10 protein-coding genes and 1 pseudogene are annotated in these 9,336 nt (G+C 65.7%); 10 read left to right on the top strand and 1 reads right to left on the bottom strand.

Translation table 11 applies throughout. From position 1 onward, the window contains the following. The 5 genes and pseudogenes from ACI944_RS01625 to ACI944_RS01605 all read left to right on the top strand — a co-directional run. Window positions 1–270 (top strand): annotated as a pseudogene (locus ACI944_RS01625) (ABC transporter ATP-binding protein); the annotation flags it as partial. After that, window positions 270–2,186, top strand: coding sequence for a PrsW family intramembrane metalloprotease (locus tag ACI944_RS01620; protein WP_411717319.1), 1,917 nt, complete (start codon window positions 270–272; stop codon window positions 2,184–2,186). The pseudogene ACI944_RS01625 and the gene ACI944_RS01620, both read left to right, overlap by 1 nt. Beyond that, window positions 2,179–3,222, top strand: a complete 1,044-nt coding sequence (locus ACI944_RS01615) for an ABC transporter permease (RefSeq protein WP_411717318.1) — start codon at window positions 2,179–2,181, stop codon at window positions 3,220–3,222. Before ACI944_RS01620 ends, ACI944_RS01615 begins: the two co-directional genes overlap by 8 nt. Before the next feature lie 30 nt (window positions 3,223–3,252). Next, window positions 3,253–4,227: an aldo/keto reductase gene (locus ACI944_RS01610; protein WP_411717317.1), complete on the top strand. Its 975-nt coding sequence runs from the start codon at window positions 3,253–3,255 to the stop codon at window positions 4,225–4,227. A 103-nt stretch (window positions 4,228–4,330) separates the two neighbouring features. Next, the gene (locus tag ACI944_RS01605) at window positions 4,331–4,816 is read left to right on the top strand and encodes a pyridoxamine 5'-phosphate oxidase family protein (protein WP_411717316.1); all 486 of its coding nucleotides are present in this window, start codon (window positions 4,331–4,333) and stop codon (window positions 4,814–4,816) included. Window positions 4,817–4,839: 23 nt separating this feature from the next. Here the strand turns inward: ACI944_RS01605 and ACI944_RS01600 are convergent, their stop codons facing one another. Then, the gene (locus tag ACI944_RS01600) at window positions 4,840–5,232 is read right to left on the bottom strand and encodes a macro domain-containing protein (protein ID WP_411717321.1); all 393 of its coding nucleotides are present in this window, start codon (window positions 5,230–5,232) and stop codon (window positions 4,840–4,842) included. 123 nt (window positions 5,233–5,355) lie between these two features. Here ACI944_RS01600 and ACI944_RS01595 point away from each other — a divergent pair, with 123 nt between their 5' ends. The 5 genes from ACI944_RS01595 (at window position 5,356) to ACI944_RS01575 (ending at window position 9,308) form a co-directional block, all read left to right on the top strand. Next, a complete protein-coding gene (locus ACI944_RS01595; protein ID WP_411717315.1) occupies window positions 5,356–6,069 on the top strand; it encodes a YqjF family protein in 714 nt (237 codons plus the stop codon). A 64-nt stretch (window positions 6,070–6,133) separates the two neighbouring features. Further along, window positions 6,134–6,727: a PH domain-containing protein gene (locus ACI944_RS01590; protein ID WP_411717314.1), complete on the top strand. Its 594-nt coding sequence runs from the start codon at window positions 6,134–6,136 to the stop codon at window positions 6,725–6,727. Then, window positions 6,727–8,217, top strand: a complete 1,491-nt coding sequence (locus ACI944_RS01585; protein WP_411717313.1) for a PH domain-containing protein — start codon at window positions 6,727–6,729, stop codon at window positions 8,215–8,217. The genes ACI944_RS01590 and ACI944_RS01585 overlap by 1 nt, the downstream gene beginning before the upstream one ends. 41 nt (window positions 8,218–8,258) lie before the next feature. Beyond that, window positions 8,259–8,492 (top strand): CDGSH iron-sulfur domain-containing protein, encoded by a 234-nt coding sequence (locus ACI944_RS01580; RefSeq protein ID WP_411717312.1) that lies wholly within the window; start codon window positions 8,259–8,261, stop codon window positions 8,490–8,492. A gap of 24 nt (window positions 8,493–8,516) precedes the next feature. Continuing rightward, a complete protein-coding gene (locus ACI944_RS01575; RefSeq protein WP_411717311.1) occupies window positions 8,517–9,308 on the top strand; it encodes an HAD-IIA family hydrolase in 792 nt (263 codons plus the stop codon). The last annotated feature ends 28 nt before the right edge of the window (window positions 9,309–9,336 follow it).

The raw sequence follows: 9,336 nt of genomic DNA, 5'->3' as shown, positions 1-9,336 counted from the left end.
AAGGGGCCGCTCTCGGAACTCAGAGAGCGTTACGGCGAGACGACGTATCACGTCTTCACCACGGTTGAGGTCCCCGGTGCGACCGCCGAGGGCGATCGCTATCGGCGTGTCGTCGACGACATGGAAGCGCTCGAAGCTGTCCGGGCGGACGCGATCGAACGTGGCGGGGCACTCGACGATGTCCGGACGGTCGAACCCAGCCTTGAGGGGCTCTTTCTCGACGTCGCGGCATCGGACGGACGGACCGCGCCGGAGACGATGGAGGGCTGATGCGCCCGAGAACGCTTCTCCGAATCGCACGTTGGGAGTCGACGAAGGGGGTCGGCGGGATCGATCGCGGGGCGATCGCGGTCGTCATCGCCGCCGTCGCGTTCGTACTCGCGATCGGGACGGTTGCCATTGCCGGCGGCGTCGCCCTCGAGGATGGGATCTACCGCGTTGGCGTCTCCGAGGACGCAGGGTATCACGATCCGGTTGAGGCGGACCCGACGTTCGCGGCTGTCGAGACAGATTCCAGGAACATCCGGACCGGAACCGCCAGCCCCACAGGAACCGAGGGTGTCGTCGTAGGCGGGTTCGATGGCAACGGCCAGCTTGACCTCTACATCGAGGAACGGGCCGGCCGGACCGAGATATACGTCGCCGTCGTCGACGGCGAACCCACCGAAAAGAGCCTCGCGGCGCTGTCGGCGCTCCGGGGAACGGTCTCGGGGTACAACGACGCGGTCATGCGGACGGAGGACAACCGGACCGCCGCCTTCCCGGTAAGCGTGGCTATCCGCTTTCTCGAGCGCGAACGGGCAGGGACCGTCGCTTCATCCGGGGTCGGATCGACGACAGACGTCGAAGCGGCTGATGGCTCCGGCGGCGGATCACAGAGTCGCGCGGCCGACAGCGGATCGAGTTCGGACGTATCGGACGCTGAGTCGGGGCTCGATACTGGAGCGGACACAGGTGCGGGTGGCCCCGCCGGCGCGCCATCGCTCGGGGCGTTCGACCTCTTCGGGACGGCGGCGACGACCGGTTCGCCCTCCGACATCCAGCCGCCGTTTCCCTTCCAGTCACTTGTCCTCGCCTTCCTGTTCGTGTTGCCGTTGAATTTCCTCGTGCAGGCCTACGGGAGTTCGATGCTCGCCGAGCGTCTTGACCGGCGCGGCGAGCTGCTGCTTGTCGCGCCGATCAGTCGTAGCGAGATCGTCGCTGGAAAGACGCTCCCGTACCTCGCGGCTGCGCTCGGGATCACGACGGGTATCGTCGGTGGTCTGTGGCTGCTCGGCGGTGGCGGGGGGCCGCTGTCCGTGCTCGCGGTCACGCCGCTGGCGCTTCTGTTCCTCGGCACCACGTTCCTCGCGGCGATGTTCGCCCGGTCGTTCAAGGAGCTGACCTTCCTCACGGTGACGATAACCACGACGCTGACGACATACGCGTTCGTCCCCGCTATCTTCGCCGAGACGAGCCAAGTGGCGTTCGTCTCGCCGCTGACCCTTGCGATCAAGGATCTCACGGGGGTGGGAGTCTCGGCCGGGGAAGTCGCCTTTTCGGTCGGCCCGCCGACGCTCGTCGCCGGTATCTGCTTTCTCCTGGGGCTCGGGATCTACCGCGAAGAGGACCTGTTCACCCAGCGACCGGTCCATCTAAAGGCATTAGATGCGATTGCGGGGCGCATTCACCGGCCACGGGGTGTCGCAGTCGCTGTCGTCCTGTTGGTCCCGTTCGTCTTCGTCGCAGAGTTGCTGACCGTCGCCGTCCTGTTCGCGCTGCCGGTAGCGCTCTCGATCCCGCTGATATTCGGCACGGTCGCCGTGGTTGAGGAACTTGCAAAGGGATTGCCGATCTACGCGGGCTACGTCCACACCCGGTACGACCGGACACTTGCAGTCGCACTCGCCGCCGGGACGGCCTCCGGGATCGGCTTCTTCCTGGCCGAGAAGCTGACACTCGCCATCCAGTTCGTTGGCCTGCCCGGACTCGCCGTCGCCGACGCCGCCTTCCAGACCGGTCTCGGGACGGGTGACCCGGTCCTCGTCGCGGCGTTGGCGCTCTCGCCGCTCGTTCTCCACGTCGTCACGGCGAGCCTGACGGCCGTCGGCGCTGCGCGCGGCCGTCGTTTCTTCATCATTGGCCTTTGTACCGCCGTCTTGGTTCATCTCGTCTACAACGTTGCGGTGGTGAACACCATTGTCTAAAACGACCATCGCGGGCCGGGAGTTCCGATCACTCTCCCGAGAGAAGACGATCGTCCTCGCGTTGCTCATCCAAATCGTCATCGCTGGCTTCTCTTCGTTCCTTGTCGTCGGGCTTACGTCGCTGTACGAGCCTGGGGCCGCGGGCGGCGATGTCGTCGTCGGCGTGACTGGCGAGGAGGCCGACACGCTCGTCGCTGCCGCGGCTGAGGTCGACGGCCTCGATATCAGGCGCTACGACGACCGCGACGCCGCGAGGGCCGCTTTCGACGCAAACCGGGTAGGAGCGACCGCCCACGCCGAACGCATTGAAGATCGAACGGCGGTACGCGTCGAGGCTCCGCAAGCGAGCGTTCGGAAGACGTTCATCGTCGTGCAGGTGCGGGCGGCCCTCGAAGCGCTCGAGCGGAGCGAGCGCGCGGATCGGGCGGCGTATCTCACGAACGATCCGTTGCCGATCCCGCCCTCGGTCGACGCCAGCCCCTACTTCGGGTTCCCCTATACGGTGCTCGTACCCACGCTCGTCTTCCTCCCCGTGTTCATCGGGGGGGCCGTCGTCGTCGACTCGTTGACCGAGGAGGTCGAGCGCGGAACCTTGGCGCTGCTCCGTGTGACCCCCGCGTCGCTGCTGGACATCGTCGACGGCAAGGCGGGGGTGATGGCTGCGCTGACGCCGCTTCAGGTTGGGCTGTGGATCGCGCTGCTGTCGATGAACGATATCCCGGTGGAAAACGTGGCGCCGATACTGGCGATCGCGACGGCGCTGTCGGCGCTCGCGGTCGCCTTCGCCGCCGGGCTCGCCATCGCCATTCCCGTCCGCCAGCGGGCGCAGTTGACGTACTCGTTCGGGATGTTAACCGCGTTCTCTGCTGCGGCACTGCTGCCCGAACACCCGGCGACGACGGTCGCGCGCTTTGCGATCGACAGCCCGACGATCGGCACGTACGCCCACCTCGCCGGGTACATCCTTGTCGCCGTTGTCGTCGTCGTCGCGTTCCGCCGGTGGGTCGGCGGTGTCGACGCCGAGGCGCTCGGGTAGCTTTTTTATCCCGCCGGCGCTGTCACCGGCATGGAGTACACCACGCTCGGCTCGACCGGCATCGAGGTTTCGCGTCTCTGTCTCGGCTGTATGAGTTTCGGCGATCCGGAGTGGCGCGGGTGGGTCAGAGACGAGGCGTTCGGCCACGAACTCGTCGAACGCGCCCGCGAGTTGGGGATCAACTTCTTCGATACGGCAAACATGTACTCCCGCGGCGAGAGCGAGCGGATTCTCGGCGATGCCTTGGAGGGGTACCGCGAGGAGTCCGTGGTCGCGACGAAGGTTTTTTTCCCGATGCGCGAGGACGACCCGAACTCCGGTGGCCTCTCCCGGAAGACGATCGAACAGGAGCTGTCGGCCTCCCTCGATCGGCTCGGGATGGACACCGTCGACCTCTATCAGATCCACCGGTGGGACTACGACACGCCGATCGAGGAGACGCTCCGGGCGCTCACCGGCACCGTCCGCCGCGGGCAGGTCCGCCACATCGGGGCATCCTCGATGTGGGCCTACCAACTCGCCGAGGCGCTGCACACGAGCGACCGACTCGGTCTCGAGCGGTTCGCGACGATGCAAAATCACTACAATCTCGCGTACAGAGAGGAGGAACGCGAGACCCTGCCGCTGTGCGAACGCGAGGGCCTCGGCGTCGTCCCTTGGAGTCCGATGGCGCGGGGGTATCTCACCCGCCCGCACGAAGAGTATATGTCGACGAAGCGCGCCGAAACCGACGATTACGCCCAAGAACACCCCTACGCCGACAACGGCGGCCGAGAGATCAACGAACGCGTCGAGGAACTGGCGGCCGACCGGGGGGTCTCGATGGCCCAGATCGCGCTGGCGTGGCTGCTTCACAAGGAGTGGGTCGACGCGCCGATCGTCGGTGCCTCGAAGATCGAACACCTGGAGGACGCCGTCGAGGCGCTCGAAATCGATCTCTCCGGGTCGGATATCGAGTACCTCGAGGAACCCTACGAGCCGGTTCCGGTGTCCGGCCACGACTGACCGTCGGTGCGCGCGCTTCGGGCCATTTGACGTCTCGGGCACGGCGTCCCGCTGGTTGAGAACCGGCGCTCGGGTTATGTGCTTTTGAATTGAACAACGACGTATGACCATCGACGAACTCGAGGCCTACGGCACGGAGCGAATGGATGCCGACGAGATCGACCAACTGCTTTCAAACCAGGGAACGGGAGTTCTAGCGCTTCCGACGGACGGAGCGCCGATCATGCGCCCACTGTCGTTTCATTTTGACGGCAACTCGGCGCTTCATTTCGTCTACGTCGTCGGTGAGGAGAGCCGAAAAGCCGAACTAAGCGACCGGGCGAACGCCGCTCGGTTCCTCGCTTACAGGATGGAGACCCCGTTCAATTGGCGGAGTGTCCTACTCGCCGGAACGATTAGCCGGGTCCCCGAGAGCGAAGCCGAGACCGTCCGTGAGGCGATGGAAACGACGCGTCCCGACCTCCTCAGGCGCGCGATGGCCACCGAAAACACCGGCCTCTACCGCTTCGATGTCGAGGAACGGACTGGGGTCAAGCACCTCGGCCTCCCGCCGAAACTCGAGGACGACGGTGACGGCGCGGCGGAGTGACGCTCGCGCCTCTCTGATACCTTTTAAACCCTGTCACGAAACTCCGCTATCACCGCCCGGACGGTTTCGAACTCCGAATCACCGTAGGCGATGAACCGGACCTCCGAGGGCGTCTTCGGCTCGTAGTCGTCGGTCGCCTCGCGGATGCTCGTCGCCGTCGCCTTCCCGTCGTCATAGTGTGGCATCGCGGCCGCATGGACGACGTAGTCGGCGTCAATGGCGTAGGCGTCGGTAACCGCGGCCTCGGCGAGTTCGGTCGGCCTCTTCTCGACGGCCTCGCGGTTGAGTCCACGTCCGGCCGCCCGGCGGAGCGCGCCGACGACGCCCGATCCCATCTCACGGCTCGTTCCGGCCGCGTTGACGAGCGCGTCGGCGGACTGGTCGACGATGTCGCCGCGGGTGACGGTGAACTCTATGTGCGAGTACGATCGGTCGAATCGCATAAGCCATCGCCCAGCGCGGCGACCTGATAGCTCCCGGCTCGCGGGGGTCCCTTCCGGAACCGACACCCCGAGGCGGCTATAGGCCTAAACACACCTATGCGATCGCTTTTGTCGATGCGGTGGCAGGATCTGCTGTTCGCCCACTGGCCTGTCGACCCCGAGACGGTCGGTCGAGCCCTTCCGGACGGCCTCTCGGTCGACACCCGTAGTGGCGACGCCTACCTCGGGGTTGTTCCGTTCGTCATGGACGACATCCGGCCCAGGGGTTCGCCGGTGGGGCTCTCCTTCGCCGAATTGAATCTCCGGACCTACGTCACGGTCGATGGGCGTCCCGGCGTCTACTTTTTTAACCTCGACGCGGACGACCGGGTCGGCGTCCGCCTCGCGCGGTCGCTGTTTCGGCTTCCCTACTACCGCGCGTCGATGACCGTTGGGACGCGCGGTGAGGGGCGCTCCCGCGAGGTCTCTTTTAGAAGTCGCCGGCTGACGCGGGACGTGCCGTCTGCGCACTTCGGGGCGACGTACGGCCCTGACGGAACGTTTTCCGAGCCGGAGCCGGGATCGATCGAAGCGTTTCTCACCGAACGCTACCGTTTTTATACCGCTGACGACAGCGGTCGGATCTACTGCGGCGACATTGAGCACGAGCCGTGGCGACTCGCGCCGGCGTGGGCTCGGTTCCGCGCGAACACGCTGTTTCGCGCCAACGGATTCGACCAGCCCGAGGGGGACCCGATCATGCACGCCGCGGCTCCCATCAACGTCACCGCAGGACGGCTCCGCCGGGTCGGCGCTGACGGTTTATCATGATATGGGCTCTCACTATCGTGGTCGACACGGCCTACTAAATACGTCGCGCCCCCACCATTGATTAATGGACGACACGGACAGCGATTGGGTAGATTCAACCCCGTTCGGCGAGGAGACCACGCCGGCGATACGGCGTGTGGAGAACGCGTCGACCCCCGAAACCGCGGTGCCAGATGTCGAGGCACTGACCGGGGATCCCCAAACGCTTGAGCCAGCCATACAGGGCGTGTGGATAATCCAATCAGCAATATCAGCGGCGGTTTTGAGTATCATCGCTGGGGTCGCGTTTTCCGTCATTTCTCCGGGCGGCCCCTGGGTCGGTGCCGTCGTGTTCGTCGTTGTCGCCGCCCTCGGGGTCCTCTTTTCACTTCTCAAATACCGCATCTGGATGTATCAAGTACGCGACGACTCGCTGTATCTCAAACGCGGCGTGCTCACCCGCGTCAACACCGTCGCGCCGTACGTCAGGATCCAACACGTCGACACCCGTCGCGGCCCCGTCGAGCGTGTGTTCGGGCTCGCAACGACGGTCGTCTACACGGCCGGGTCGCGCGGTGCCGACGTCTCGATCCCCGGTCTGACGCCCGAGCGGGCCGACGACCTCCAGACCCGGCTGAAACACCTCGCCATTGCCGCCGAGGGTGAAGACGCAGTCTGATGAAGCTCGATCCGCTCTCGATCCCGTTCCGGGCTGGCGAGTCGGTCGTCAGACTCGCGTGGGTGCTCGTGTTCGCCCTCGTCGGGTCGCCCGCGCTGGGCGGAGCCTCGGGAATCGGCGTGGCCGTCGTCGGGTGGTTCGTGGTCGCGCTCGCCTACCAGTTGGTCTACTACCAGCGCTTCGAGTACGAACTCTCGGACGATACGCTGGATATCGCCTCCGGCGTCGTCTCGCGGCGCAACCGTGAGATCCCGATCGGCCGGGTTCAAAACGTCGACATCAGCCGCAACGTCGTTCAGCGCGCGCTCGGGATCGCACAGATAAATCTCGAAACCGCCGGCGGCTCCTCGACCGAGGCTTCGCTCCGTTATGTGGGCTTCGAGGAGGCAAAGCGGCTCCAGTCGGAGATCGGGCGGCTGAAACGGGGAGCGGTGTCGACGGAGACGGGCGACCCCGAGCCCGAACGGGAACTGTTCGCGGTCACCAGAAAGGAGCTCGTCTTGTTGGGGGTCGTCGGACTCGACCTCCGGCTGTTGTCGATCGTCACCGTCCTGTTGTCGGTGATATCGCCGTCGCTTCGCGAGCGGTTCGCCGACCCGCTTGTCGGCTTAGCCGTGACGGCGCCGCTCGCCGCCGTCGCCGTCGTCGGCATCGCGGCCCTGATAAGCGGCGCCATCGCGCTGACCAGTTATTATGGGTTCCGTCTCGCCAGACAGAACGACGAACTCCTCTACGAGCGAGGGCTCTTGCAGCGCTTCAGCGGAACGATTCCGCTCGGGAAGATACAGACGCTACGGATCTCAGAGAACTTTATTGCCCGGCGACTCGGATACGCCTCACTGGCGGTCGAAACCGCCGGCTACGCGGCGAACGACGAGGGCTCGCAGTCGGCGATTCCACTGGCCGAACGCGGCCGGGTGGTCGACCTCGCGCGGTCCATCGAGGCGTTCGAGGGGATCGAGTTCGAACGGCCACCGAAGCGTGCCCGGGAGCGATACGCCGTCCGATACAGCATTGTGGCGGCGCTCGCGGTCGCGGCCGCGTTCGCGGCCGACCGTTATACGGGGCTCACCTTCGCGTGGTACGTGGCGTTGGCGCTATTGCCGCTGGCGCTCGTCGGCGCCCATCTTAAGTGGCTGAACCTCGGGTACGATGTCCAACCCGGCTATGTCGTGCTCCGAGAGGGCTTTTGGACCCGGACAACGGCGGTCGTCCCGTATTACCGGGTCCAGACCGTGCTCGACTCACAGACAGTATTCCAACGGCGGCGCGGACTCGCCTCCCTCGTCGTCGACACTGCCGGGTCGAGCGGGCTGACGAACAGGCAACCGCGCGCGCTCGACATCGACGCGGACCGGGCCGACAACCTCCGTGAGACAGTCGCCGACCGGCTCCAGACCGCAGTACAACGGCGGCGAAGCGATCGACGCCGCGAACGACTCCGGTCGATCGAAGCGGAACTCGACGACGCGCCGGTCGACCCGGCGTGATCGGCGGCACCGTTTTGTTGGCGGCCGACAGATCGGACGGTATGGCACGCGAAGTCAGACACGACGCGGACGGCCCGACGGTGTTCGACGCCGACGACCTCGGCGACGACGGGAAGCTCTACATCTGTCGGTGTGGCCTCTCCGACGACGGATTGCTCTGTGACGGCTCGCACAACGCGACGACCGACGAGGTCGCGGGCACGTTATATAAATACGAGAACGACGACTCCGACGGCGAGCGCCGAATCCTCGACCGCGAGCGAACGGACGCTTAAGTCGATCCGACACCTACCGCGGACATGAACTACGAGGGTGCGGTGTTGGATCTCGACGGGACTGTCTACCGCGGCGAGGAGCTCATCCCCGGCGCGGTCGGGGCAATCGAACGGCTCCGAGAGGCTGGGATCGAGCCGTTGCTCTTCTCCAACAACCCGACCAAGTCCCGCGAAGCGTACGCCGAGCGCCTCGACGGGTTCGGACTCGATGTCGACCCGGGGGCGATCCTCTCAGCCGGCACCGTCACGACGCGGTATCTAGCCGCCGAGCACGCCGACGACGCCGTCTTCTTGATCGGGGACGACGGTCTCCGGGTGCAGTTCGAGGCTGCCGACATCGATCTCGCGACGGACCCGACCGACGCGAACGTTCTCGTCGCCTCGTGGACGCGGGAATTCGAGTACGACGACATGGTGGCTGGCTACGAAGCACTACAGGCGGGGGCGACGTTCTATGGCACCGATCCCGACCGGCTGATCCCGGCGGCTGAGGGGATGGCCCCTGGGTCGGGGGCGATCGTCAACGCTGTTGGTGGCCCGCTGGATCGCGACCCCGAGCGGATGCTCGGCAAGCCCTCCTCGGAGGCTCGCCGAGCCGCCCTGGACGCGCTCGGCTGCCGGGCCGAGCGGTGTTTCGTCGTCGGCGACCGTCTGAATACCGATGTCGAACTCGGTGAACGGGCGGGAATGACGACCGTGTTGGTCCGGACCGGGGTCGCGACGGACGGGGACGTTGCTTCGAGTGACGTTCAACCTGATTACGTCGTCGACTCGCTGGCGGACGTCCCGAACGCGCTCGGACTCGACACCGAGTGAATACGGCCTGCAGAATATAATGCAAATA

This window comes from Natronomonas sp., from assembly GCF_046710025.1.
In the GTDB taxonomy this organism is placed as follows: domain Archaea; phylum Halobacteriota; class Halobacteria; order Halobacteriales; family Haloarculaceae; genus Natronomonas.
Note: the sequence above shows the minus strand (reverse complement) of the source record. Positions and strands in the feature narration are given on the sequence as shown.